The sequence below is a fragment of the Pseudomonas sp. LY-1 genome, from assembly GCF_053502595.1.
The window spans coordinates 4,447,290-4,471,464 of sequence record NZ_CP094353.1; the positions used below are offsets into that span (position 1 = coordinate 4,447,290).

20 protein-coding genes are annotated in these 24,175 nt (G+C 62.1%); 9 read left to right on the plus strand and 11 right to left on the minus strand.

The features are described from left to right. Positions 1-39: 39 nt before the first annotated feature. Positions 40-1,353 carry a leucine-rich repeat-containing protein kinase family protein gene (locus MOQ67_RS20240; protein WP_198718203.1) on the plus strand — a complete coding sequence of 438 codons (1,314 nt, stop codon included), beginning with the start codon at positions 40-42 and terminating at the stop codon, positions 1,351-1,353. Between the two features lie 123 nt (positions 1,354-1,476). Here MOQ67_RS20240 and MOQ67_RS20245 read toward each other — a convergent pair whose 3' ends face one another. Continuing rightward, positions 1,477-2,184 carry a YebC/PmpR family DNA-binding transcriptional regulator gene (locus MOQ67_RS20245; protein WP_017848129.1) on the minus strand — a complete coding sequence of 236 codons (708 nt, stop codon included), beginning with the start codon at positions 2,182-2,184 and terminating at the stop codon, positions 1,477-1,479. Positions 2,185-2,285: 101 nt separating this feature from the next. Continuing rightward, on the minus strand, positions 2,286-3,143 hold the full coding sequence (locus MOQ67_RS20250) for a LysR substrate-binding domain-containing protein (RefSeq protein ID WP_017848130.1): 858 nt from the start codon (positions 3,141-3,143) through the stop codon (positions 2,286-2,288). A gap of 126 nt (positions 3,144-3,269) precedes the next feature. Between MOQ67_RS20250 and MOQ67_RS20255 the strand changes: the two genes are divergently transcribed. The 3 genes from MOQ67_RS20255 to MOQ67_RS20265 all read left to right on the plus strand — a co-directional run bounded on the left by MOQ67_RS20255 (position 3,270) and on the right by MOQ67_RS20265 (position 5,896). After that, entirely contained in the window at positions 3,270-4,379 is a 1,110-nt protein-coding gene (locus tag MOQ67_RS20255; RefSeq protein WP_198718202.1) for a 2-aminoethylphosphonate--pyruvate transaminase, read from the plus strand. A gap of 29 nt (positions 4,380-4,408) precedes the next feature. After that, complete coding sequence (phnX, locus tag MOQ67_RS20260; RefSeq protein ID WP_198718201.1) at positions 4,409-5,236, plus strand: phosphonoacetaldehyde hydrolase; 828 nt, start codon at positions 4,409-4,411, stop codon at positions 5,234-5,236. Between the two features lie 114 nt (positions 5,237-5,350). Continuing rightward, the gene (locus tag MOQ67_RS20265; protein WP_198718200.1) at positions 5,351-5,896 is read left to right on the plus strand and encodes a cytochrome b; all 546 of its coding nucleotides are present in this window, start codon (positions 5,351-5,353) and stop codon (positions 5,894-5,896) included. On the opposite strand, the gene MOQ67_RS20270 is transcribed toward MOQ67_RS20265, so the two are convergent. Next, positions 5,893-6,783, minus strand: a complete 891-nt coding sequence (locus MOQ67_RS20270; RefSeq protein WP_198718199.1) for a 1-aminocyclopropane-1-carboxylate deaminase/D-cysteine desulfhydrase — start codon at positions 6,781-6,783, stop codon at positions 5,893-5,895. The two genes, MOQ67_RS20265 and MOQ67_RS20270, sit on opposite strands and share 4 nt — an antisense overlap. 57 nt (positions 6,784-6,840) lie before the next feature. Next, positions 6,841-8,880 carry an NADPH-dependent 2,4-dienoyl-CoA reductase gene (locus MOQ67_RS20275; RefSeq protein ID WP_017848135.1) on the minus strand — a complete coding sequence of 680 codons (2,040 nt, stop codon included), beginning with the start codon at positions 8,878-8,880 and terminating at the stop codon, positions 6,841-6,843. Between the two features lie 211 nt (positions 8,881-9,091). Between MOQ67_RS20275 and MOQ67_RS20280 the strand changes: the two genes are divergently transcribed. Together MOQ67_RS20280 and MOQ67_RS20285 are read left to right on the plus strand one after the other, a co-directional pair. Further along, the gene (locus MOQ67_RS20280) at positions 9,092-10,222 is read left to right on the plus strand and encodes a carbon-nitrogen hydrolase family protein (protein ID WP_017848136.1); all 1,131 of its coding nucleotides are present in this window, start codon (positions 9,092-9,094) and stop codon (positions 10,220-10,222) included. Between the two features lie 4 nt (positions 10,223-10,226). Then, complete coding sequence (locus tag MOQ67_RS20285; protein ID WP_198718198.1) at positions 10,227-11,261, plus strand: AraC family transcriptional regulator; 1,035 nt, start codon at positions 10,227-10,229, stop codon at positions 11,259-11,261. A gap of 8 nt (positions 11,262-11,269) precedes the next feature. Here MOQ67_RS20285 and MOQ67_RS20290 read toward each other — a convergent pair whose 3' ends face one another. Then, positions 11,270-11,449, minus strand: a complete 180-nt coding sequence (locus MOQ67_RS20290; RefSeq protein ID WP_198718211.1) for a hypothetical protein — start codon at positions 11,447-11,449, stop codon at positions 11,270-11,272. A gap of 143 nt (positions 11,450-11,592) precedes the next feature. Between MOQ67_RS20290 and MOQ67_RS20295 the strand changes: the two genes are divergently transcribed. Beyond that, positions 11,593-12,597, plus strand: coding sequence for a transketolase-like TK C-terminal-containing protein (locus MOQ67_RS20295; protein WP_198718197.1), 1,005 nt, complete (start codon positions 11,593-11,595; stop codon positions 12,595-12,597). A gap of 108 nt (positions 12,598-12,705) precedes the next feature. Here MOQ67_RS20295 and MOQ67_RS20300 read toward each other — a convergent pair whose 3' ends face one another. After that, positions 12,706-13,176 carry a MarR family winged helix-turn-helix transcriptional regulator gene (locus MOQ67_RS20300; RefSeq protein ID WP_108525050.1) on the minus strand — a complete coding sequence of 157 codons (471 nt, stop codon included), beginning with the start codon at positions 13,174-13,176 and terminating at the stop codon, positions 12,706-12,708. Positions 13,177-13,321: 145 nt separating this feature from the next. Here MOQ67_RS20300 and aceE point away from each other — a divergent pair, with 145 nt between their 5' ends. Then, the gene (gene aceE / locus MOQ67_RS20305; protein ID WP_102617263.1) at positions 13,322-15,982 is read left to right on the plus strand and encodes a pyruvate dehydrogenase (acetyl-transferring), homodimeric type; all 2,661 of its coding nucleotides are present in this window, start codon (positions 13,322-13,324) and stop codon (positions 15,980-15,982) included. Between the two features lies 1 nt (position 15,983). Here aceE and MOQ67_RS20310 read toward each other — a convergent pair whose 3' ends face one another. After that, on the minus strand, positions 15,984-16,814 hold the full coding sequence (locus MOQ67_RS20310; protein ID WP_198718196.1) for a DUF2242 domain-containing protein: 831 nt from the start codon (positions 16,812-16,814) through the stop codon (positions 15,984-15,986). Between the two features lie 89 nt (positions 16,815-16,903). Beyond that, a complete protein-coding gene (locus tag MOQ67_RS20315; RefSeq protein WP_046382850.1) occupies positions 16,904-17,803 on the minus strand; it encodes a LysR family transcriptional regulator in 900 nt (299 codons plus the stop codon). 120 nt (positions 17,804-17,923) lie between these two features. Between MOQ67_RS20315 and MOQ67_RS20320 the strand changes: the two genes are divergently transcribed. Next, complete coding sequence (locus MOQ67_RS20320; RefSeq protein WP_198718195.1) at positions 17,924-19,090, plus strand: MFS transporter; 1,167 nt, start codon at positions 17,924-17,926, stop codon at positions 19,088-19,090. A gap of 48 nt (positions 19,091-19,138) precedes the next feature. Here the strand turns inward: MOQ67_RS20320 and MOQ67_RS20325 are convergent, their stop codons facing one another. From MOQ67_RS20325 to lon, 3 genes are all read right to left on the minus strand, one after another. Continuing rightward, complete coding sequence (locus MOQ67_RS20325) at positions 19,139-21,013, minus strand: SurA N-terminal domain-containing protein (protein ID WP_057004465.1); 1,875 nt, start codon at positions 21,011-21,013, stop codon at positions 19,139-19,141. 233 nt (positions 21,014-21,246) lie between these two features. Next, entirely contained in the window at positions 21,247-21,519 is a 273-nt protein-coding gene (locus MOQ67_RS20330; protein ID WP_003174819.1) for an HU family DNA-binding protein, read from the minus strand. Between the two features lie 148 nt (positions 21,520-21,667). Continuing rightward, entirely contained in the window at positions 21,668-24,064 is a 2,397-nt protein-coding gene (lon, locus tag MOQ67_RS20335; RefSeq protein ID WP_198718194.1) for an endopeptidase La, read from the minus strand. Positions 24,065-24,175 lie beyond the last annotated feature (111 nt).

A 24,175-nucleotide genomic window follows, 5' to 3' on the forward strand; every position in this document is an offset into this window, starting at 1 on the left:
CGCCTTTTTACGCCCCCTTGCCGAGTGACCGCGCCGTTCATGAATACCCTCGTCCAACTCAAGGCCGGCCAATTGGCCGGAATCCAGCGCCTGGACCTGTCCTGTGGGCTGACCGAATTCCCCCGGGAAATCTTCGAACTGGCCGACTCCCTGGAAATCCTCAACCTCAGCGGCAACGCCCTGAGCAGCCTGCCCGACGACCTGCATCGCCTGCCGCACCTGCGCGTGCTGTTCTGCTCGGACAACGCCTTTACCGAACTGCCGGCCTGCCTGGGCCAATGCGCAAAGCTGAGCATGATCGGCTTCAAGGCCAACCGCATCCGCCACGTGCCGGCCGCCGCGTTGCCGCCGCTGTTGCGCTGGTTGATCCTCACCGATAACTGCATCAGCCAACTGCCCGACGAATTGGGCGAGCGGCCGCTGCTGCAAAAACTGATGCTGGCCGGCAACCACCTGGCGCACCTGCCGCCAAGCCTGGCCAATTGTCACAACCTGGAGCTGATCCGCATCGCCTCCAACCGCCTCACCGGCTTGCCCGATTGGCTCCTGGCGCTGCCCAGCCTGACCTGGCTGGCCTACGCCGGCAACCCGGTGGAAATGGCGGCGGACGTGGCCGCCGACGATGCGACGCCCGACATTCCATGGTCGGCGCTGGAACTGGCCGAGGTGCTCGGGGAAGGCGCCTCCGGGGTGATCCGCAAGGCACTCTGGCAGCCCTCGGCCAAGCCGGTGGCGGTCAAGCTGTACAAAGGCAGCATCACCAGCGACGGCTCACCGCTGCACGAAATGCAGGCATGCATTGCCGCCGGGTTGCACCCCAACCTGATCAAGGTGGAAGGCCGCGTGGTTGGCCACCCCGACGACCAGGCCGCGCTGGTGATGGACCTGATCGAGCCGAGCTACCGCAACCTCGCCGCCCTGCCGAGCCTGGCGTCCTGCACCCGCGACATCTACGAACCGGCTACCCGCTTCAGCCTCGCGGTGGCATTGCGCATGGCTCGCGGCATCGCCTCGGTGGGCGCGCACCTGCACCGCCACGGCATTACCCATGGCGACCTGTACGGCCACAATATTCTATGGAACGCGGCGGGCGACTGCTTGCTCGGGGATTTCGGCGCGGCGTCGTTCCATGCCACCGCCGACACCGTAGAAACCAGGGCACTGCAACGCATTGAAGTGCGTGCGTTCGGAGTGTTGCTCGGGGAGTTGTTGCAGCGGATCGACGTAGGCTTGAGCGACACCACACGCCAGATCCTGGAAGGCTTGCAGGCCCGCTGCTGTCGGCCCGAAGTGCTGGCGCGGCCGGGCTTCGAGGAAGTCGAAGCGCTGCTGCAATCTATTCCACAGCACTGAACCCAATGTGGGAGGGGGCTTGCCCCGATGGCTGTGGCCCATTCAACATTGTCGTTGACTGACACACCGCTATCGGGGGCAAGCCCCCTCCCACAGTTTTGAGCGCGTTTATTCAGGCATGGATCAGCCGGCCAGGCCGACGAACATATCCTGCACGTCATCGTGGTTGTCCAGGCCTTCGAGGAAGGCTTCGACTTCAGCCATCTGCTCGTCGGTCAACCCCGTCACCGGGTTCTTCGCGATATAGCCCAGTTTGGCCGACAGCACGGTAAAACCCTGCTCCGGCAGCGCTTTCTGCACGGCGTCGAGGTCGGTGGTTTCGGTGATGAACAGGGTGGTGCCCTCTTCTTCGCCCTCTTCGAAATCCTGGGCGCCGGCTTCAATGGCCGCCATTTCAGGATCGGCGTCCGGGCTGTCCGGCGCGGCTTCGATCAGGCCGACGTGGTTGAAGTCCCAGGCCACGGAGCCGGAAGCGCCCAGTTGGCCCTTGCGGAACGCCACGCGGATTTCCGCCACGGTGCGGTTGATGTTGTCGGTCACGCACTCAACGATCAGCGGCACCTGATGCGGGGCGAAGCCTTCGTAGGTCACGCGGTGGTACTGCACGGTTTCCCCAAGCAGACCGGCGCCTTTCTTGATGGCACGGTCCAGGGTTTCCTTGGGCATCGAGGCTTTTTTGGCCTGCTCCACCACCAGACGCAAGTGGGCGTTGGTCGCGGTGTCGGCACCGTTACGGGCAGCGATGGTGATCTCTTTCACCAGTTTGCCGAAGATCTTGCCCTTGGCATTGGCTGCCGCTTCTTTATGTTTGACTTTCCACTGTGCGCCCATGACTTGCTCTCTTCCTCATGCATCGCGCCGAGACGTCTACTGGCCGGCGCTTTGGGGGCAGAGTTTATAGGGCAAAAACGCAACGTTCCACCAAAAAACCTTCACGGCGCCAGCTCGAAAAACGCCTGAATCAAACGCAGCGACCGACGGCGCTCCATGCACCCCAACATGTGTCGGTTGAGCAGCCCCTGCCCGTGGATCGGCAGCGCACGCACGCGTGGGTCCGGGCTGACCTCCATCGAGGACACCACGCCAACCCCCAACTCGGCGGCAACGGCTTCGGTCACCGCTTCACGGCTGTCCAGCTCCAGCAGCACTTTCGGCTGCACCCCGGCGCCGAGGCAGGCGTGATCGAAGGTGCGCCGGGTAATGGAGCCCGGCTCGCGCAGCACCATGATCACCTCGTGCAATTGCTCCAACTGAATGCCCTGGGCCAGCGTCGCCCACGGGTGGCTGGCCGGCACCAACGCGCAGATCCGCGATTCGCCCAGCGCCTGCAAGTGCAGGCCGTTGCGTGGTTCGACTTCGGTGAGCACCGCCACATCCGCATGCTCGGACAGCAGCGCCGCCAGGGTTTCCTGGGCATTGCCCAGGCGCAGGTTCACGGTGATCCCTGGGTAGCGCGCGCGCAGGCTGGCGATCATCGGCATCACCAGGTGCGGTCCGTCCGCCGCCACTTCGAGGCGCCCGCTGAGCAACTGCCGATTGGCCTCCAGCAGGGCCTGGGCTTCGTCCACCAGGCCAAAGATCGCCCGGGTGATCGCTGCCAGGCGTGTCCCCTCTTCGGTCAACTCGACGCGCCGCGCAGTGCGGCGCAACAAGGGGATCTGGTAGTGCTCTTCAAGGGCCTTGATGTGCCCGGTCACCGCCGGCTGGCTGATGAACAACCGCGCCGCCGCGCGGGTAAAGCTGCCCTCACGGGCCACTGCATCGAATGCGCGCAGTTGGAACAAATTCATGTTGAGTGACCTTTCTATCGGCCTGACTGATAGCTCGCATAACAACAAACAATTTGATTGATGACAAGCCAAACTGCAATTTAGGCGCCGTAACGTCCACCCCCGGACACTTTGCGAGGACTTGAAATGAGCAGCGCCGCGCCGATCCTGCTGACCCCAGGCCCCCTGACCACCTCTGCCCGCACCCGCCAGGCAATGCTGGTGGACTGGGGTTCATGGGATGAGCGCTTCAATCAACTGACCGCCAGCGTCTGCTCGCAACTGTTGGCGATCCTCAACGGCGCCGCCACTCACCATTGCGTGCCATTGCAAGGCAGCGGCACCTTCGCCGTCGAAGCGGCCATCGGCACCCTGGTGCCACGCAACGGCAAGGTGCTGGTGCTGATCAACGGCGCCTATGGCAAGCGCCTGGCGCAGATCTGCGAAGTGCTCGGCCGCGATTTCAGCACCTTTGAAACCGCCGAGGACGAACCCTGCAGCGCCGCCGACGTCGACCGCCTGCTGCACGCCGACCCGGCCATTACTCACGTCGCGTTGATCCATTGCGAAACCAGTACCGGCCTGCTCAACCCGCTGCCGCAGATCGCCCAGGTGGTCAAAGAGCATGGCAAGCGCCTGATCGTCGACGCGATGAGTTCCTTCGGCGCGCTGCCGATCGATGCCCGCGAAGTACCGTTCGACGCCCTCATCGCCGCCTCGGGCAAGTGCCTGGAAGGCGTGCCGGGCATGGGCTTTGTCTTCGCTGAAAAACACGCGCTGGGCGCCGCCCAAGGCAACTGCCACTCCCTGGCGCTGGACCTGTTCGAGCAGCACGAGTACATGGCCAGGACCGGCCAGTGGCGCTTCACCCCGCCGACCCACGTGGTCGCCGCGCTGCACGAAGCGCTGCTGCAATACCACGAAGACGGCGGCCTGCCCGCGCGCCAGCGACGCTATGCCAACAATTGCCAGGTGCTGCTGGACGGCATGGCCGAACTGGGCCTGCGCAGCTTCCTGCCGGCGGCGATCCAGGCACCGATCATCGTCACCTTCCACGCGCCGACAGACCCGCGCTACCAGTTCAAGGCGTTCTACGAACGGGTCAAGGCCAAGGGTTTCATTCTGTACCCCGGCAAATTGACCGAAGTGGACACCTTTCGCGTGGGCTGCATCGGCCACGTCGATGCGGCCGAGATGCGCGCGGCGGTCGCGGCCATTGCGCAGGCGCTGCACGCGATGCAAGTGCTGGACATCTGATTGCCCTTTTTACCCCCAGGATCTGAACCATGAACTATCAACACCCCGATACCCTGCAGGCTGTCATCCTCGACTGGGCCGGCACCGTGGTCGACTTCGGCTCGTTCGCGCCGACGCAGATTTTTGTCGAAGCCTTCGCCGAGTTCGGCGTCCAGGTCTCCATCGAAGAAGCCCGTGGCCCGATGGGCATGGGCAAATGGGACCATATCCGCACCCTGTGCAACCAGCCGCAGGTCGCCGAGCGTTACCGCCAGGCGTTCGGCCGCATGCCCAGCGACGAGGACGTGAGCGCGATCTACCAGCGCTTCATGCCGCTGCAGATCGAAAAGATCGCCGAGCACTCGGCGCTGATCCCCGGCGCCCTCGACTGCATCGCTGTGCTGCGTGCGCAAGGGCTCAAGATCGGTTCCTGTTCCGGCTATCCCAAGCAAGTGATGGACAAGGTCGTCGCGCTGGCCGCCACCAACGGCTACGTCGCCGACCATGTGGTCGCCACCGACGAAGTGCCCAACGGCCGCCCATGGCCGGCGCAGGCCCTGGCCAACGTGATCGCCCTGGGCGTTGACGATGTGGCGGCATGCGTCAAGGTCGACGACACCGTACCGGGCATTCTCGAAGGCCGTCGCGCCGGGATGTGGACCGTGGCGCTGACCTGTTCCGGCAACGCCCTGGGCCTGACCTACGCACAGTTCCGCGCCCTGGACAGCGCCAGCCTGGCCCATGAGCGCACGCGTATCGAAGCGATGTTCGAAGGTTCGCGCCCGCACTACATGATCGACACCATCAGCGACCTGCCAGCGGTGATCGCCGACATCAACCAGCGCCTGGCCCGCGGTGAAATGCCGCAAAGCCACTGATCGAGGTCAACTCAACGGCATTCGCGCCGGGCAAACCCTGCAAAACAGGCTTACAGTAAAAGGACTTCGTCGCCAAAGAACGGAGGTTTGCCCTGATGAGTGAGGAATCAAGCGATGCCGTGGAAAAATTCCGAGTCACGTTACAGCACCATGTCGGTTGCGTTGCACTGGTTGATGGTGGTGCTGCTGGCGGTGGTCTACGCCTGTATTGAGTTTCGCGGGATCTTCCCCAAAGGCAGTGGCGGGCGGGCGCTGATCGTGGAAATGCACTTCATGTTCGGCCTGACCGTGTTTGTGCTGGTCTGGCTGCGCCTGTTTGCCCGCTCGCTGGGGGTCGCGCCGAAAATCGTACCGACGCCGCCGCAATGGCAGAGCCTGCTGGCGACCCTGATGCACTTTGCACTGTATGCCTTCATGATCGGCATGCCGATCGCTGGCTGGCTGATCGTCAGCGCCCAAGGGCATTCCGTGATGTTCTATGGGATCGAGTTACCGCCCCTGATCGGCGAAAACAAGGACTTGTCCAAGCAGATCAAAGAGTGGCACGAGCTGGGCGGCTCCATCGGTTATTGGTTGATCGGCCTGCATGCCGTGGCAGGTCTGTACCACCACTACTTCATCCGCGATAACACCGTGTTGCGCATGCTGCCCAAGCGTTAGGCAGCCAACCCTCGGCGGCCTTGCAAGCCGCCGGTGTGGACGAAGATCAGACGCGTGCCGGGAGGGAAGCGTCCGGCTTCGACCTGTTGCTTCAACGCCAGCAGTGCCTTGCCGGTATAGAGCGGCTCCAGCGGCAGGCCGCAGGCCCGTTGCGTGGTCTCGATAAAGTCGAGCAACAACGGGTCGACCTTGGCGAAGCCGCCCCGGCTGGCGTCCAACAACGCAAAGCCGTCCTGCACGATAGCGCGCACGTTCTGCGCCACGCCGTGATCGTCCGGCACCGCCATTGCACCGTATACCGGATGTCTCCCCGCCTCGGCCAACGCCAGCCCGGCCACAGTCGTGCCGGTGCCTGCCGCCAGCCACCATGCGTCGTAATCGTCCCACCCCACGTTGCTCAATTGCGCACGCGCCTGCTCGACCAATACGCCGCAACCCAACGCCCCGGCGATGCCCCCGCCGCCTTCGGGCACCGGGTAGAGATGGGGATAGTGTTCGTGCCACGGCTGCCAGAAACCGGGTTCATGCCGCGCGCGGTAGCCGCCATAGCCCAGCCAATGCAACTGCATGTCGAAGGCTTTCAGATCGAGAACGGTGGGCGTGTCTTGGGGATGGCCGCGCAACAGGCCGACGGTGGGAAAATCAAAACGCTTGCCGGCCGCCGCCAGCGCATGCAGGTGGTTGGAGTACGCCCCGCCGAGGCTGATGATCCCGTCGGCACCGGCCTGTTGCGCCAGGGCCAGGTGTTCGCTGAGCTTGAACCACTTGTTGCCGCTGATCAGCGGGTCGATGCGGTCCAGGCGCAGCACGGCCAATTCGACCCCGTTCAGCCAATCCAGCGGCAGCGGTTCCAGGGGCGCATGGGGGAGCCAGTCGAAAGGGCCCATCGGCGCAAGTCCGTATGAAAAAGGGGCAGTAGTCTAACACTGCCCCTTCTCGGCGTTTTACAACTCAGCCGCCAGGCGCGAGCCTTGGTTGATGGCGCGCTTGGCGTCGAGTTCGGCGGCGACGTCGGCACCGCCGATCAGGTGCACGTTCTGGCCCGCTGCGACCAGGCCGTCCTGCAATTCGCGCAACGGGTCCTGGCCGGCGCAGATCACAATGTTGTCCACCGCCAACAACTGCGGCTCGCCCTCGGCGCCGATGCGGATATGCAGGCCCGCGTCGTCGATCTTCAGGTACTCGACGCTGTTGAGCATCTGCACCTGCTTGTTCTTCAACCCGGTGCGGTGAATCCAGCCGGTGGTCTTGCCCAACCCGTCACCGACCTTGGAAGCCTTGCGCTGCAGCAGGAACACCTCGCGCGCCGGCGGGTGCGGTTGCGGCTTGATCCCGGCGACGCCTCCACGCGCTTGCAACTGCGTGTCGATGCCCCACTCTTTCCAGAACGCGTCGCGGTCCAGGCTGGTGGACACGCCCTGATGCACGAGGAATTCCGACACGTCGAAGCCGATACCGCCGGCACCGATCACCGCGACGCGCTTGCCCACGGGTTTGCGCTCGAGGATCACGTCGAGGTAGCTCAGCACCTTCGGGTTATCGATGCCCGCAATTGCCGGCGTGCGTGGGGCGATACCGGTGGCGAGGATGATCTCGTCGTACCCGCCTGCCGTCAGTTGCGCGACGTCGACGCGGGTGTTGAGGCACACCTCCACATGGGTGGTCTGCAATTTGCGGTTGAAATAACGCAGGGTCTCGAAAAACTCTTCCTTGCCCGGCACGCGCTTGGCGATGTTGAACTGGCCACCGATCTCGCTGGCCGAATCGAACAACGTCACCTGATGGCCGCGTTCGGCCGCCACCGTGGCAGCGGCCAGGCCCGCGGGACCGGCGCCGACCACGGCGATTTTCTTGATCTGTTTGACCGGCAGGTAGTTGAGCTCGGTCTCGTAGCACGCGCGCGGGTTGACCAGGCAGGTGGTCAACTTGCCGCCGAAGGTGTGGTCGAGGCAGGCCTGGTTGCAACCGATGCAGGTGTTGATTTCATCGGCACGACCGGCCGCGGCCTTGTTGACGAACTCCGGGTCGGCGAGGAATGGCCGCGCCATCGAGACCATGTCGGCATCGCCTGCGGCGAGGATCTGCTCGGCAATCTCCGGGGTGTTGATGCGGTTGGTGGTGATCAGCGGGATCTGCACCGCGCCGCGCAATTTGGCGGTGACTTTACTGAACGCGCCCCGCGGCACCTTGGTGGCGATGGTCGGAATGCGCGCTTCGTGCCAACCGATCCCGGTGTTGATGATGCTCGCACCGGCCTGCTCGATGGCCTTGGCCAGTTGCACGATTTCTTCCCAACTGCTGCCGCCTTCCACCAGATCGAGCATCGACAGGCGGAAGATAATGATGAAGTTCGGGCCGACCGCTTCGCGCACCCGGCGCACGATCTCCACCGCCAGGCGCATGCGGTTTTCGTAGCTGCCGCCCCAACGGTCGGTACGGTGGTTGGTGTGGGCGGCGAGGAACTGGTTGATGAAGTAGCCTTCGGAACCCATGATTTCCACGCCGTCGTATTCGGCGGATTGCGCCAGCAGCGAGCAGGTGACGAAATCCTGGATCTGTTTCTCGATGCCCGCTTCGTCCAGCTCCTTGGGCTTGAACGGGTTGATCGGCGCCTGGATCGCGCTCGGTGCCACCTGCTTGGGGCTGTAGGCATAACGGCCGGCGTGGAGGATCTGCATGCAGATCTTGCCGCCGGCTTCGTGTACGGCGCGGGTCACGATCTTGTGCTTCTGCGCCTCTTCGTCGGTGGTCAGCTTGGCCGCGCCGGAATACACCCCACCTTCATCGTTCGGGCCAATGCCGCCGGTGACCATCAGGCCCACGCCGCCACGGGCGCGCTCGGCGAAGTAGGCCGCCATGCGTTCGAAACCGCCCGGTTTTTCTTCCAGCCCCGTGTGCATCGAGCCCATCAGGGTACGGTTGCGCAAGGTGGTAAAACCCAGGTCCAACGGGGCCAGCAGGTGCGGGTACGCAGCAGCGGTCATGGTCAAGCTCCACAACGGATCATCACGGGACGTGGCACGCTCTTACGGCTTGCCATCGGTTTATGTCCCACAGACTAAGAGGCGTTCGGCTAGCACTCAATGACCGAAACTGACAAGTTATTGATCCAAATGTACAGCGCCCCTTGGCAAGCCGAGCCGCGGGCCCTACCCTAGTCGCGAACCCTGCACTCGGTCTGTTGTCTGTTCCCCCATGCGTAAACTTCTCGCTTTTACCGTCACCCTGGCGCTGGTTGCCGCCGTCGCCGCCTATCTGGTCTGGACCCAGGAACGCCCCGTGGCGCATTACCTGTCCGACCTGCGCATCACCCTGGCCGTCAACGAAGGCCAGCCTGCCGATCGCGGCAACCTGCTGGGCATTCAGCCGGAACTGTTCCCCGGCGACTACCAGAGCCTGGAACGCCTGCACCTGAAACTCGCGGCCTACCTGCAAACGGCGCGAAACCAGGGGCTGATCAATGAAAAAACCATCGTGGTGCTGCCGGAACATATCGGCACCTGGCTGATGCTCAGCGGCGAAAAAAACGAGCTGTATCAGGCGACCCACCTGAAAGATGCGATGAACTGGCTGTCGATCAGCAACCCGCTGCAGTTCATGCGCGCCTGGATCAGCGCCACCGGCGACAACCGCATGGACGACGCGTACTTGCGCATGAAAGCCCCGGCAATGGCGCGGGACTACCAAGTGCTGTTCGGCGGCCTGGCCAAGGAGTTTGGCGTGACCCTGGTGGCCGGTTCCATCGCGTTGCCCAACCCCAGCGTGAGCGAGGGGCAACTGCAGGTCGGGCATGGCGCGCTGTACAACGCCAGCCTGGTATTTGCGGCCGATGGCCTGCCCCTGGGCCAGCCGCAGCGTCAGCTCTACCCGATCTACGACGAGCGCGGCTTCATTGCGCCCGGGGATGAAAACACCGTCAGCGTGGTCGACACCCCGGCCGGACGCCTGGGCATCCTGATCGGCAGCGACAGCTGGTACCCGGACAACTACCGCAAGCTCAATGAGCAAGGTGCAAGGTTGATCGCAGTCCCCGCGTTTGTTATCGGCCGCGACACCTGGGGCCGCCCTTGGCGCGGCTTCAAGAGCGTGTCGACGCCCGCGGAAATCAGCCTCAAACCCGAAGAACTCAGCGAAGGCGAAGCCTGGCGGCGGCTAACTTTGATCGGCCAGCCGCCCATCAGCCAGGCCATCGCGGGCATGAGTGTGTTTCTGCGCGGGCAGTTCTGGGACCTGGGCAGCGCCGGCCAGAGCTTTCTCAGCAGCAACGGCCAGGTGTTCGCCGACGGCGACGCCCGTGGCGCGCGCTTGCTGAATATCTGGCTGTAACGCCGTGAAGCCGGTACGCCTGGGGGATCTGTCGGTGGGCTTCGTGCACACCCTGGCCGACGCCATCAGCAGCCACGGCCTGGACCCGCAACCGCTGTTGCTGCAATACGGCCTGGACCCGCTACGGCTCGCCGAAGCCGGCGCGCGCTTGTCGATCCCGCGTTACATGCGCCTGGGCCATGCTGCCATTCAACTGACCGGCGACCCGGGCCTCGGCCTGCGCATGGGCCAGTCGAGCCGCTTGAGCCAGGCCGGCCTGGCCGGTGTCACGGCCGCCCAGGCGCCCAACGTGCGCGAAGCGGCCCGCACCCTCACGCGCTTTGAAGCGCTGTACGGCTCCAACTATCGCGGGCAGTCGAGCTTTCATGAAGACGCCGAAGGCGCGTGGCTGCGTTTCTACTCCATCAGCCCGTACAACGCCTATAACCGCTTTGTGGTCGACTCGATCATCGCCGGCTGGCTGCACCAACTGTCGAGCCTGGCCCAGCAGCCGGTACAGGCGCAGCGCATCGAGATCGAATTCGAAGCACCGGACTACAGCGAACAATACAGCATGCTGGGTGACAGCCCGGTCCACTTCGGCGCCGAGGCCAATCAACTGCGCCTGAGCCAGACAACCCTGGCGCTGCGCAACCCGGAGCATTGCCCGAGTACCTGGCAACTGCTGTTACAACTGTGTGAAAGGGAGTTGGAGCAGTTGACCCGCACCCGCAGCCTGCGCGAGCGCATTACCCGCTTGCTCGGGCCGATGCTCAATGGCGGCCGGGAACCCGACCTGGAAGAAGTGGCGGCGCGCTTGAAGCTGCCGACCTGGACCCTGCGCCGCAAACTGGCCGATGAAGGCACTCAGTTCCGGGCGATCCTCAACGATACCCGCCGCGACCTGGCCATGACCTATATCCGCGATACGGAACTGGCATTCGGCGAGATCGCCTACTTGCTCGGTTTTGCCTCGGCCCAGGCCTTTCAACGGGCGTTCAGGCGATGGAACAACCAAACCCCAGGGGAATTTCGCCGCAGTCAGCGGCAATCCGCCTGAAGCCGGTCTTACAGCTCAGTAGCGTCGTCGGCAGGCTCCAAAGGGTCCCATTCAAAGGCCTGGTACTCCAGCAGTTCTTCTTGGTAATCGTCCATGGTGAACTCCTTCTTGAGTTGAAAGCAGCCGCAGGTAAATGACCTGCACAGCCAGCCTAATGTGCCGTGATGACGGAAAAATGTCGGTGTCATGACGTTCCTGCACGTTCAGATTAAACGTAGCAGCGTTGTACGGATTTAGCACTGGGCCATCGAAAAACAATTGCAACCATTGCAATTGCAATTATAAGTCGATTTCCCTTAGGGTAAGCCTCCCTTGCCGAGGAGTCAGACCGATGATTGCCACCACCGCGCACGCCGCACAGCTTTGCTGTGATGCGTTGAACCAGGCCGGACATACACGAAGTTCGCCATTGCATACCGTCATGAGCATGGCCAACACCCTGGAAGCCAGCCGGCAGGCCTGGGTGATTCGCGGCCAGTCCCGTTCCCGGCGCGTGGGCAGTTGGCCCGTCTGGTTTGCGCGCAAAACTGCGGAAAAACCGTTGCTGTACCTGCACAGCGCGGTGTCGTCGGCACAACTGTGTGCCTTGTCGACCGAGACGGCGCAGCGCGGCATCCTGTGCAACGACATCGAAACCCAACCCTCGGCCTGGCCCAAGGGCGCACAGCCTTCTCTCCCGCTGTGGCTGGCGAGCAATCCGCATTGCACACCCTACGATCCTGCCACGGGTGAGGAAGTCCGGGCGATCGTGCTGGCGGGACTGCGCACCTTGTATATCGACGGCAAGCCCGGGTTTTACTACCTGGCGCTGCATGACGACGACAACGCAGTACCGTTGACCGAGCAGGACCGTGAAGATGCGCTCAAGGGTATGTATCCGCTCCAGCGCGATGCCCCAGGGGACGTGCGCTTGCTCGGCGCAGGTCGGGCGCTTGAAGAGGTCGTGCAGGCCAAACGCTTGTTGGCAGAGGACTGGAATATTACCGCGCAGCTGTGGAGTTGCCCCAGCTACACGCGGCTGGCCCGAGAGGCCGCGGCCGCCGAACGCTGGAATCGCCTGCACCCCACCGCCCCCAGACGCAGCAGCCACTTGCGCGAGTGCCTGGCCGGGAATGCCGCGCCGGTGATTGCAGTGACCGGCTATGCACAGCCGATTGTCGACCCGTTGGCGGCTTACGTGGATGCGCGGTTCGTGGGGCTGGGCGCGGGCTCGGTGCAGGCATCGGCGCCCAGTCGCTATTGGATTGCGGTGTCTGCATTGAGCGCCCTGGCGAAGGACGGGCTCATCGCTGCACAGCAGGTCGAACGGGCGATGAAGCGCTACTCACTGCAATGAGCCGGAATGCGAACAACGGCGCAAGGGGCTTGCTCCCGATAGCGGCGGGTCAGTCGACAGCTGCCTGTTATCGGGACCACGCCATCTTCCACGTTGAATCGTCGTGTCTCAGGATTTGCGCCGGCTACGGACCTGCACACCGGCCTCCATCGCCAACCCGGCAGTACGTTCCAGGGCTTCGGCAAACCCCTGGCGCTGCTCCGGTGCGATCTGCGACAGGAACAGCTCATCCACCGTGCTTTCGTAGATGCCCCACATCTTTTTGCGCAACACCCGGCCGGCCTCGGTGATCGTGGCAAACGCGGCACGGCCGTCGCCGTCGGAGCGGGAGCGCACCACCAGGCCGTCTTTTTCCAGGCGGTCCACCAGGCGCGTCAGGTTGTAGCGCTCGATGGCCAGCACATCGGCCAATTCATGCATGCGCCGAGTACCTTCGGGGCCGCTTTCCAGGCCCCACAATGCGTCGTACCAGGCGTAGGGCGGCAGGTCGGCCGCAGCCAGGCGCCGCTCGATTTCACGGATGACCGTCCTGTGGGCCCTGACAAAACGGAACCAGACATCAGGCTCTTTCGACGACATGCAACACCATCCGGGGAATTTCAAGAAGGTTGCAATAGTAGCTCATCCCGCGCTAGATTCAGACATGTAGTTGCAATTGCAACTATATGTGCGCCGCTCCCACAAGGAGCTCGCTGCTTGATATTCGCCGACCCTGGAGCCTCACATGACCCCGAATACCGCAGTAAGACTGGACGACGACCCACAGGAAACCCGCGAATGGCTGGAAGCCATCGAATCGGTGCTGTCCACCGAAGGCCGCCCGCGTGCCCACTACCTGATCGACCAGTTGCTGGATTTCGACGTGGCGCAACATGGTGACGTCTACGGGCGGGTAACCACGCCCTACATCAACACAATCCCGCTGGACCGCCAGTTGCCCTACCCTGGCAACCTGGCCCTCGAACGCCGCACCAGTGCGTTTATCCGCTGGAACGCCATGGCCATGGTGCTGCGCGCCGGTAAACACTCCGGCGTCGGTGGGCATATCGCCACCTACGCGTCGGCCGCCGTGCTGTATGACGTCGGCTTCGACCACTTTTTCCGTGGGCGCACCGACACCTTCGATGGCGATCTGGTCTACATCCAGGGCCACTCCTCCCCCGGCATCTACGGCCGCGCATATCTCGAAGGCCGCATCAGCGAGGCCCAGCTCGACAACTTCCGCCGCGAAACGGGCGGTGCAGGCTTGTCGTCCTACCCGCACCCACGGCTGATGCCGGATTTTTGGCAATTCCCCACCGTGTCCATGGGGCTCGGACCGATCACCGCCGCCTACCAGGCGCGCTTTATGCGCTACCTGGAGTTGCGTGCGCTCAAGCAGCACCAGGGCCGCAAGGTCTGGGCGTTCCTCGGTGATGGCGAAATGGACCAGCCGGAATCCCTGGCCGCCATTTCCCTGGCCGGGCGTGAAAAACTCGACAACCTGATCTTCGTGGTCAACTGCAACCTACAGCGCCTGGACGGCCCAGTACGCGGCAATGCCAAGGTGATCCAGGAGTTCGAAAGCCTCTACCGCGCGGCCGGCTGGAATGTGATCAAGGTAATCTGGGGCGGCGGCTGGGATGCACTGCTGGAAAAAGACCAGAGCGGGCTGCTGCGCCAACGCATGATGGAGTGCGTGGACGGTGATTATCAGAACTACAAATCCCAGGACGGCGCCTACGTGCGCGAACATTTCTTCGGCAAATACCCGGCGTTGCTGGCATTGGTTGCGGACCTGTCAGACGAGGACATCTGGAAACTCTCACGCGGCGGTCATGACCCGGACAAGGTCTATAACGCCTATGCTGCCGCCATGAGTCATTCAGGCCAACCCACGGTGATCCTGGCGAAAACCGTCAAGGGCTTCGGCATGGGCGAAGCCGGCGAAGGCCAGAACATCAACCATCAGCTGAAAAAAATGGGCGCCGACGCCGTCAGAGCGTTCCGTGATCGCTTCGGCCTGGAAGTCCCCGACGAGCAGTTGGCTGAAATTCCTTACCTCAAGCCGGCTGCCGACAGCGAAGAGGCGCGCTACTTCGCCGCCCGGCGCCAGGCGTTGGGTGGCTACGTGCCGGCGCGCCACAGCGCCGTCGAGTCGCTGCAGATTCCTGAACTGAGCGCTTTCGCGACCCAGCTCAAAGACACCGGCGAGCGCGCCATCTCTACCACCATGGCCTTTGTGCGGATCCTCGGCACACTGCTCAAGGACCCGCACCTGGGCAAGCTGATCGTGCCCATCGTGCCGGACGAATCACGCACCTTCGGCATGGAAAGCCTGTTCCGTCAGATCGGCATTCACTCCGCCGTCGGCCAGCTCTACACCCCACAAGACGCCGGGCAACTGAGCTACTACAAAGAGAGCAAGGACGGACAGATCATGCAGGAAGGTCTGAATGAGTCCGGTGCGATTGCCTCCTGGATCGCGGCGAGTACGTCCTACAGCAACCATGCTCTGATGACCGTGCCCTTCTACATCTTCTACTCGATGTTCGGCTTCCAGCGCGTCGGCGACCTGGCCTGGGCGGCAGGCGATGCCCGGGCACGCGGCTTCCTGCTGGGTGCCACGGCCGGGCGCACCACCCTGATGGGCGAAGGCTTGCAGCACGATGATGGGCATAGCCATATCCTGGCGTCGGTGATTCCGTGCTGTGTGTCGTATGACCCAACTTTTGCCTACGAACTGGCGGTGATCATTCGCGAAGGCATGCGGCGCATGTATGTCGAGCAGGAGGACATTTACTACTACATCACCCTGCTCAACGAGAACTACCCGCACCCGGCAATGCCCGAAGGCGTGGAAGAAGGCATTCTCAAGGGTTTGTATCCGCTGAGCACACACCAGCAGGCACAGGTGCAATTGATGGGCAGCGGTTCGATCCTGCGGGAAGTGATCGCCGCGGCAGCGTTGCTCGACAAGGATTTTGCCGTACACAGCAGCGTATGGAGTGCGCCCAGCCTGACCGAGCTGCGCCGTGACGGGCATGAAGCCGAACGCTGGAACCTGTTGCACCCGGAACACGAGCCGCGCTTGAGTTACGTCGAGCAATGCTTGGCCGGGCATACGGGTCCGGTGCTGGTGGCCACTGACTACATGAAGCTGTTCGCCGACCAGATCCGCCCCTTTGTGCCGAACCGACGCTTTGTAGCGCTGGGCACGGACGGCTTCGGGCAGTCGGATACCCGGGAGGCCTTGCGCGAATTCTTCGAGGTGGACCGGCATTTCATTGTGCTGGCGGCACTGAAGGCGCTGGCCGATGACGGGCTGATAGGTCGCGAGAAAATCAGTGAGGCGATCAGTCGCTACGGGATCAATGTCGACAAGACCAATCCCGTAGCGGTCTGACTTACTGCGCGGGCGTCGGCAGGGGCGGAATCGCCTCTGTCGGCGGCGGCAGGTCCGGCGTGGTTGGCGCAGGTGCCGTTGCCGTTGCCGGTGCCGTTGCCGGTGCCGGTGCCGGCGCAGGGCTCGGTTCTGCCTGCGGGACGATCGGCGCAGGCTCCGGTGCCGGTGTAACCGGCGTCGAGACGGCCGGCGCTACAGGTTCTTCCTTCGGCGCTGGGCCCTTCTCCGCTGCCGGGGCAACTTTGGGTTCCGGCACCCCCAGTTCAGCCTTGGGCTGTTCGGGAATATGTTCGGTCTTCTTCACCTCTTGGGGCAGGAACACATCCACCAGCGCGAAGTAGCGCTCGTAGAACTTCGGCGCCGAGACAGTCTCACTCGCCACCTTCACCATCGAGTCGTCGGTGGAGCCGATCGGCATCGACACCGAGCCCAGCACACCCACACCCAGGCTGGCGGAGTTGTTGACCTTCTTCAGCGCATAACGATCCTGCAGGGCGTTGGCAAACATCGTCGAGTGGCTTTTACCTTTGCCATCATTGGCACACACCACATTGAAGCTGATCTGCATGTGAGTTTCGCCGGTCTGCTGGAAACTCTTGTTACCCACCACCAGCTTCGGATCGCTGCTGGTGATGATGTAGCCCTGGCTCAGCAAGGCACGGCGTGCGGCCTCGCACGCGGCGATGTCACTGACCGGGTAATTACGGGAGAACGTACCGGAGTCGTCGAAATTCTCGTGCTCGTAAATAGCGGTCTTGGGTGACGAGCAGCCCGTGGCGCCCGCCAACACCAGCGCCAACCCGAGGCTACGCAAGTGAAATGATGTCGACATTGAAAATCCTGAGGAAAACGGTCTGGGCGGTATTGTGCAACAGAACGAGGCCTTGGCGCGCGCATTCCTGTCGATAAAACGTCACAAGCCTACACAGCGGTGCCTGCAGGGAAAAGCCCGGCGCACATATGGTCAATAAACACGCGCAACTTGGCAGATGCATGACGACTTGACGGCCACAGTATCCAGAAACTGCCACGGTGTTCGAGATAATCATCCAACACCCGTAGCAAGCGCCCCTGCCCCACGGCCTCGTTGACCATGTAGTCGGGCAGACAGGCGATGCCCAATCCCTCGTGTACCACATGGTTGAGGGACTCAATGGTGGTACTGACCAGCGGTGTACGCAAGGTCGGCTCGGCGGCGCCCGGCAGGTGACGCAACGGCCAGTTTTCCAGCTTGCCGGTGGCGCAGAATTTGTGCCGCAGGCACGCGTGATCATTGAGATCCTGCGGTTGCTGCGGGGTGCCGTGTTGAGCGAAGTAGCCCGGCGTGCCCACAAGCACCAACTGGTAATAGCCCAGATGCCGCGCCATCAAGCGCGAATCTTCGGGCTTGCCTGTGCGAATCACCGCATCGAAACCTTCCTCGATCACGTCCACCATGCGGTCGGAAAAATCCACATCCAACTCGATATCCGGGTAGGCGCGCATAAAGTCGCTGAGCACCGGCATCAACAAGCCGCGTACCTGCGGCAGGCTGACGCGCAACTTGCCGCGGGGCGTGGCGCTGGCGTCCGTCAATTCCTGCTCGGCCGCCTCGACCTCGGCCAGAATGCGCCGGGAACGCTCAAGAAACAGCGAGCCTTCGCTGGTCAGGGTGATACTGCGCGTGCTGCGGTGAAACAGCCTGACGCCCAGGCGCTCTTCCATGCGCGCGATACTTTTGCCCACGGCCGACGACGATACCCCCAGCACGCGACCGGCGACGGTGAAGCTGCGCGTCTCCGCCACCTGCACAAATACCGACAGGCTGCTCAAGCTGTCCATGATCACGCCTCGACTGATTACGGACACCTATGTCCGCTAAGTTCGGAACCTTAGCCTGTTTTTCCGCACAGCACAGCCCCTTACTCTGCCGCCTTGCCCCTTTTATATGGATCAAGCGTCATGAGCGACAACCCTTCACTTACCCATTGCCCGGCGAACGCCGAGCCTGACGTGCTGCCGCTGGGAGGCTTGTTGGCCCTGGCTTGCGCGGGTTTTATCACCATCCTCACCGAAGCCATGCCCGCGGGGCTCCTGCCGCAGATGGGCGCAGGCCTGGGTGTGTCGCCCGCCCTGGTTGGCCAACTGGTCACGCTCTACGCACTCGGATCATTGCTCGCGGCCATCCCCTTGACGCTGCTGACACGGGGTTGGCGCCGACGCCCCCTACTGCTGGTGGCCATTGCTGGCTTCGCCCTGGTCAACAGCGTGACGGCCATATCCAGTCACTACGGGCTGACCCTGGTAGCGCGCTTTTTCGCCGGGGTATTCGCCGGGTTGCTCTGGGCCCTGTTGGCCGGTTACGCCAGTCGTATGGTCGCCCCTCACCTGCAAGGCCGGGCGATTGCCATCGCAATGCTTGGCGCACCGCTGGCCCTGACCCTGGGCGTGCCGGCCGGCACCCTGCTGGGTACCCTCGTTGGCTGGCGCTTGAGTTTTGCGATCATGACCGGGCTGACGCTGGCATTGCTGCTCTGGGCGCGCTGGCAACTCCCGGACTTTGCCGGCCAAGCAGCACAACAGCGCCTGGGCCTGCGCCAGGTGATGAGGTTGCGCGGTATTCGCCCGGTGCTTTGGGTGACCTTTACCTACGTGCTGGCGCACAACATTCTCTATACCTACATCGCCCCCCTGCTGGAGCCCGCCGGCATCCAGGCCGATATCGACCGGGTACTGCTGGTGTTTGGCCTGACGGCGTTGTTGAGCATCTGGCTGGTGGGCCTGCTGATCGATCGATGGCTGCGCTCGCTGGTGCTACTCAGTTGCATGCTGTTTGGCCTGTCGGCGCTGGCGTTGGCGTTCTGGATCGACTCGCCGGCGATCATCTACATCGCCGTCGCGGCCTGGGGGCTGGCATTCGGTGGCCTACCAGCCTTGCTGCAAACCGCCCTGGCCAAGTCGGCGGGCGAGTCGGCGGACGCCGCGCAGTCGATGCTGGTGACGGTATGGAACCTGGGCATTGCCGGTGGCGGTCTGGCGGGCGGGTTGTTGCTGCAGAGCTGGGGCGTGCTCGCGTTTCCCTGGGCGGTAGTGGCGTTGATGTTGCTGGCCGTTTGCAAACGCCCATGAAAAAGCCCCCGGTCTTTTCAGGCCGGGGGCTTTTTATTCAAACCGAGATCAGTACTTCTTGATCTCAGCCTTGGTTTCCAACTGCTTGCGGTACGCCGCGAAATCCTGCTGCCCAACACGGGAAGCGAGGAAACGGCGGTATTGCGCCTTCTCATCGTCCGATGGAGCCGCCGCTTCGGTGACGCCGTTCAAGCGCACGATCACCAGGCTGCCATCAGCGAGGGTCACGGTGGTGAAGGTCGGCTTGTCCTTGGACGCAGGCTTGGGCATGCGGAACAAGGCTTGCAGCACCACCGGGTCGATCGTTTCCTGGCTACGGGTAGCCGCTTCGGTGACTTTCCAGGCCTGGCCATCAACGGGCTGGTTCAGCGGGGTCTTGCCATCACGCAGGCTGGCGATCAACTCGTCAGCGTGAGTCTTGGCGGCCGCGCTGGCGCGTTCCTTGGTCATCTGGGTGCGGATCGCCGCTGCCACGCTTTCCAGCGGCAGTTGCGTAGGCTTCAGATGCTCTTTGGCCCGCAGCACGATGATGGTTTCCGGGTCGAGCTCGATGGCGGTGCTGTTGGCACCCTCATCCAACACTTCCGGGCTGAACGCGGCAGTGACCACGGCACGGTTGGCCGCGACACCCTCACCACCTTCGCGACCAAACGGCGCAGAGGTGTGAACGGTCAGCTTCAGATCGGAGGCCGGCTGAGCCAGGTCGGAGGCTTCGAACGCCGCATCTTCCAATTGCTTGGTCGCTTCGACAAAACGCTGTTCAACCTGTTGATTCTTGAGCTCGTGGGTCAGCTTATCTTTCAGGCTGGCGAACGATGGCACTTCTGGCGCTTCAACGCCCAACAGCTTGATCAGGTGCCAACCGAAGGTGCTGCGCACCGGTGCCGAGACCTGGTCCTTATTCAAGGCGTACAGGGCAGCTTCGAAGTCCGGATCGTAGACGCCAGGACCGGCAAAGCCGAGGTCACCGCCATTGCTGGCCGAACCCGGGTCCTGGGAGAACTCCTTGGCCAGGGCTTCGAACTGCTCACCCTTGGCCAGGCGCGCCTGGATTTCCTCGATCTTGGCCTTGGCTTGGGCGTCGGTGACCTTGTCGTTGACTTCAATCAGGATGTGCGCGGCACGACGCTGCTCAGCGAGGTTGGCGGTTTCTTTCTCATACGCTGCCTGCAGTTCATCGTCCTTGACGGTGACCTGGTCGAAGAAAGACGACTTCTTCAACTCCAGATAGTCGATGACCACCTGGTCCGGGGTCATGAACTCTTTGGCGTGCTGGTCGTAGTAAGCCTTGACCTCGTCGTCGGTGAGTTTCACCGCCGCAGGGTTGGCCTTGATATTGACGGTGGCGAAATCGCGGGTCTGTTTTTCCAGGCGGGCGAATGCCAGCACCTGCGCGTCAGTCACGAAGGCGCTGCCGAGGATGCCCAAGCGAGTCTGCTCGATCAGCATTTGCTGGGTCATCATCTGACGGAACTGCAGACGGCTGTAGCCCAGTTGACGGATCACCTGGTCAAAACGCTCGGCGTTGAACTTGCCGTCCACCTGGAACTCCGGCGTCTGCAGGATCACTTGGTCCAGCGCGGCGTCAGAGAAGGCAAACTTGGAATCAGCGGCACCTTGCAGTACCAGCTTGCGATCGATCAGGCTCTTGAGCGCCGCGTCGCGCAGCAGTTTTTCGTCCAGCAGGGAAGCATCGAAATCCTTGCCCATCTGTTGCATCAGTTGGCGACGTTGCATGTCGACGGCCTGGCTCAGTTCGGTCTGGGTGATTGCTTCACCGTTGACCTTGGCCACGTCCTGCTTGGTGTTGGTCGAAGCCTGAAAAATAGCCTCGATACCGGTGAACGCCATCAATGCGACGATGATCCCGATAATGGTCTTGGCAATCCAGCCTTGTGAATTGTCCCTGATATTTTGCAGCATGCGTCCCCCAGAAACGGTTGAACTTCAAAAATTGGCAACCGTGGAGCGTGGGTAGAGTCCGGATAGAAGAAAGGCGCATCCGAGGATGCGCCTTCTCTCGTAACTGGCGGAGCGGACGGGGGTTAGAACCCACACCCCCGGCGTGGTGACCCGATGGATACGTGGGTCAGCTGCCGCTCCGCTGCCAGGCCAGACCTGCGTCGGACCCGGGTAGGTAAAGGCTTGATCGAGGCTTAGTTAACGGCTTCTTTCAGGGCTTTACCGGCTTTGAAACCTGGTTTCTTGGCAGCAGCGATTTGCAGTGCTTTGCCAGTCTGTGGGTTACGGCCAGTGCGAGCTGGGCGGTCAGTCACAGAAAAAGTACCGAAGCCTACCAGTACCACCGAATCGCCGGCCTTCAGAGCGCCAGTGACGGATTCGATTACTGCGTCCAGCGCACGGCCAGCAGCAGCTTTCGGGATATCAGCGGATGCGGCGATAGCATCAATCAGTTCCGACTTGTTCACTCTAAGTCCCCTTATATATCTATTGAGTATGATTCTAAGTTTTTTGGTGAAAGCAAAAACCAGTGCTGAATGGCCTACAGACACTTAAGAGCCGCTTTATAACAAGGGCTCTAAAAAGCTGTCAAGGAAGCCCCCAGGCTTTAACGCATTAATGCGTGCTAATTCTTTCCTTGGAATCAGACTCGCGCTTTTCGTCCTTCGCGACTATCTCCGGAGCCACATCCGGCAAGGGCTCCGGCACGTATTGCAGCGCAATTTGCAGGACCTCGTCAATCCATTTAACCGGTTTAATCTGAAGATCTTGCTTGATATTGTCAGGAATTTCCTTCAAGTCGCGGACATTCTCTTCAGGAATGATCACGGTCTTGATTCCACCCCGGTGTGCGGCGAGCAATTTTTCTTTCAGACCACCGATGGCCAATACCTGGCCACGCAGGGTGATTTCCCCGGTCATGGCCACATCGGCGCGTACCGGAATGCCGGTCAGGGCCGATACCAGGGCCGTACACATGCCTACGCCAGCGCTAGGGCCGTCTTTCGGGGTCGCCCCTTCCGGCATGTGGATATGGACGTCGTGCTTCTCATGGAAGTCCAGGGGAATCCCCAGGCTCCGGGCGCGGCTGCGCACCACGGTCTGCGCGGCGGTGATGGATTCGACCATCACGTCACCCAGGGAACCGGTCTTGATCAATTGGCCCTTGCCCGGGATCACCGCGGCTTCGATGGTCAGCAATTCGCCACCCACCTGGGTCCACGCCAGGCCAGTCACCTGCCCTACCTGATCCTGCTGTTCCGCCAGCCCGTAGCTGAATTTACGCACGCCCAGATAGTGCTCCAGCACATCGGCGGTAATCTTCACCGAGAAGCGTTTTTCCAGCGCATGCTCCTTGACCGCCTTGCGGCAAATCTTCGCAATCTGGCGCTCAAGCCCCCGTACACCGGCCTCGCGGGTGTAGTAACGCACCATATCGCGGATCGACTCGACCTCGAATTCGATCTCGCCTTTCTTCAGGCCATTGGCCGAAATCTGCTTGGGCGCGAGGTATTTGACGGCGATGTTGATCTTCTCGTCTTCGGTGTAACCCGGCAGACGAATCACCTCCATCCGGTCCAGCAACGCTGGCGGAATGTTCATGGAGTTGGAGGTACACAGGAACATTACGTCGGACAGGTCGTAGTCGACTTCCAGGTAATGGTCGTTGAAATTGTGGTTCTGCTCGGGATCGAGCACTTCGAGCAAGGCCGATGCCGGATCGCCACGCATGTCGCTGCCCATTTTGTCGATTTCATCGAGCAGGAACAGCGGGTTGCGCACGCCGACCTTTGTCATCTTTTGAATCAATCTTCCTGGCATCGAACCGATATATGTGCGGCGATGACCACGGATTTCCGCTTCATCACGCACGCCGCCAAGGGCCATTCGCACGAATTTACGGTTGGTGGCATTGGCAATCGACTCGGCCAGGGAGGTTTTACCCACACCCGGCGGACCGACCAGGCACAACACCGGGCCACGAATTTTCTTCACGCGCTTTTGCACGGCAAGGTATTCGAGAATGCGTTCTTTGACTTCTTCGAGGCCGTAATGGTCGGCATCGAGGATATCTTCGGCGCGAGCCAGGTCCAGGCGCACCTTGGTCTGAGCCTTCCACGGCACCTGCACCAGCCAATCGATGTAGGAGCGAACCACGGTGGCTTCGGCCGACATCGGCGACATTTGCTTGAGCTTGTTCAGCTCGGCGTTGGCCTTGGTCAGGGCGTCTTTCGGCAGGCCGGCGGCATCGATGCGCTTTTTCAGCTCTTCGATTTCGTTGTGGCCTTCCTCGCTGTCGCCGAGTTCTTTCTGAATGGCCTTCATCTGCTCATTCAGGTAGTACTCGCGCTGGCTGCGCTCCATCTGTTTCTTCACGCGACCACGGATGCGCTTTTCAACCTGCAGCAGGTCGATTTCGGCATCGAGCAGCGCCAGGACGTGTTCGACACGGGCCGGCAGGTCGATGATTTCGAGGATGTCTTGCTTCTGCTCGATTTTCAGCGCCATGTGCGCGGCCATGGTGTCGACCAGGCGGCTAGGCTCATCAATACTGTTGAGGGAAGACAGGACTTCAGCCGGGACTTTCTTGCCCAACTGCACATACTGCTCGAATTGCGAGAGCAGGCTGCGTACAAATACTTCGGACTCGCGCTCCGGGGCCTCGACTTCGTCGATCAGTGCCACTTCGGCGCGCAGGTGGCCGTCCACCTCCATGAAGCGCTCGACCGCACCGCGCTGCTCACCTTCCACCAACACCTTGACAGTGCCGTCGGGCAGCTTGAGCAATTGCAGGACAGTCGCAACGGTACCGACGCGATACAGGGCGTCTTCGCCTGGATCATCATCAGCAGGATTTCTCTGGGCCAACAGCAGGATCTGCTTGTCGCCCGTCATCGCGGCCTCGAGGGCTTCGATAGACTTCTCGCGCCCCACGAACAGCGGGATAACCATGTGCGGATAGACGACGACATCACGCAACGGCAGGAGAGGCAATTCGATGGTTGTCTTCATGATTTCGCCTCTATGACAGTTGAAAAGTAAGCATGAAACCAAGATGGGGGCTGCCGGCAAAAAAAACAAGCTCAATGCCAGCAGTTAAATGCAGGAAAAACACACCCTTAA

Excerpts from the sequence above, each read along its gene's own strand:
- MOQ67_RS20310 (WP_198718196.1), bottom strand. The coding sequence starts at position 16,814 with ATGTCGACATCATTTCACTTGCGTAGCCTCGGGTTGGCGCTGGTGTTG.
- MOQ67_RS20275 (WP_017848135.1), bottom strand. The coding sequence starts at position 8,880 with ATGACCGCTGCTGCGTACCCGCACCTGCTGGCCCCGTTGGACCTGGGT.
- MOQ67_RS20325 (WP_057004465.1), bottom strand. The coding sequence starts at position 21,013 with ATGCTGCAAAATATCAGGGACAATTCACAAGGCTGGATTGCCAAGACC.
- MOQ67_RS20250 (WP_017848130.1), bottom strand. The coding sequence starts at position 3,143 with ATGAATTTGTTCCAACTGCGCGCATTCGATGCAGTGGCCCGTGAGGGC.
- lon (WP_198718194.1), bottom strand. The coding sequence starts at position 24,064 with ATGAAGACAACCATCGAATTGCCTCTCCTGCCGTTGCGTGATGTCGTC.
- MOQ67_RS20265 (WP_198718200.1), top strand. The coding sequence starts at position 5,351 with ATGCCGTGGAAAAATTCCGAGTCACGTTACAGCACCATGTCGGTTGCG.
- phnX (WP_198718201.1), top strand. The coding sequence starts at position 4,409 with ATGAACTATCAACACCCCGATACCCTGCAGGCTGTCATCCTCGACTGG.
- MOQ67_RS20320 (WP_198718195.1), top strand. The coding sequence starts at position 17,924 with ATGAGCGACAACCCTTCACTTACCCATTGCCCGGCGAACGCCGAGCCT.
- MOQ67_RS20255 (WP_198718202.1), top strand. The coding sequence starts at position 3,270 with ATGAGCAGCGCCGCGCCGATCCTGCTGACCCCAGGCCCCCTGACCACC.
- MOQ67_RS20300 (WP_108525050.1), bottom strand. The coding sequence starts at position 13,176 with ATGTCGTCGAAAGAGCCTGATGTCTGGTTCCGTTTTGTCAGGGCCCAC.
- MOQ67_RS20290 (WP_198718211.1), bottom strand. The coding sequence starts at position 11,449 with ATGACACCGACATTTTTCCGTCATCACGGCACATTAGGCTGGCTGTGC.
- MOQ67_RS20280 (WP_017848136.1), top strand. The coding sequence starts at position 9,092 with ATGCGTAAACTTCTCGCTTTTACCGTCACCCTGGCGCTGGTTGCCGCC.
- aceE (WP_102617263.1), top strand. The coding sequence starts at position 13,322 with ATGACCCCGAATACCGCAGTAAGACTGGACGACGACCCACAGGAAACC.
- MOQ67_RS20245 (WP_017848129.1), bottom strand. The coding sequence starts at position 2,184 with ATGGGCGCACAGTGGAAAGTCAAACATAAAGAAGCGGCAGCCAATGCC.
- MOQ67_RS20315 (WP_046382850.1), bottom strand. The coding sequence starts at position 17,803 with ATGGACAGCTTGAGCAGCCTGTCGGTATTTGTGCAGGTGGCGGAGACG.
- MOQ67_RS20270 (WP_198718199.1), bottom strand. The coding sequence starts at position 6,783 with ATGGGCCCTTTCGACTGGCTCCCCCATGCGCCCCTGGAACCGCTGCCG.
- MOQ67_RS20295 (WP_198718197.1), top strand. The coding sequence starts at position 11,593 with ATGATTGCCACCACCGCGCACGCCGCACAGCTTTGCTGTGATGCGTTG.
- MOQ67_RS20240 (WP_198718203.1), top strand. The coding sequence starts at position 40 with ATGAATACCCTCGTCCAACTCAAGGCCGGCCAATTGGCCGGAATCCAG.